Annotated in this window: 2 rRNA genes; both read left to right on the top strand. The window is 48.0% G+C overall.

Features of this window, described 5'->3' with window-relative positions:
• Window positions 1-90: ribosomal RNA gene (locus tag FLQ44_RS22960) — 23S ribosomal RNA — on the top strand; the annotation flags it as partial.
• A gap of 63 nt (window positions 91-153) precedes the next feature.
• Window positions 154-271: ribosomal RNA gene (rrf, locus tag FLQ44_RS22955) — 5S ribosomal RNA — on the top strand.
• The last annotated feature ends 71 nt before the right edge of the window (window positions 272-342 follow it).

Here is a 342-nt window from a genome sequence, read left to right as displayed (position 1 = left end):
TCACAGGAAGAACACCTGTTGATAGGCGCAAGGTGGAAGTGCAGTAATGTATGCAGCCAAAGCGTACTAATAGACCGAGGGCTTGACCTCACTCAAAAAGAAAAACGTTGCTATGCAGTATTGAGGGTTGATTGATTCTACCCGAAACTCTTTCCTGGTGCTATTAGCGCTGTGGAACCACACCGACTCCATCCCGAACTCGGAGGTGAAACGCGGCTGCGGCGAAGATACTTGGTGGGTGACTGCCTGGGAAAATAGCTCAGTGCCAGGTTATATTTTCAATCAAAGCCGACTTCAATATTTATTGAAGTCGGCTTTGCGGTTTTGGTAGCTAGAGAGCTG

This window comes from Vogesella mureinivorans (assembly GCF_007644035.1).
GTDB lineage: Bacteria > Pseudomonadota > Gammaproteobacteria > Burkholderiales > Chromobacteriaceae > Vogesella > Vogesella mureinivorans.
This window is presented reverse-complemented; position numbering and strand designations above follow the sequence as displayed.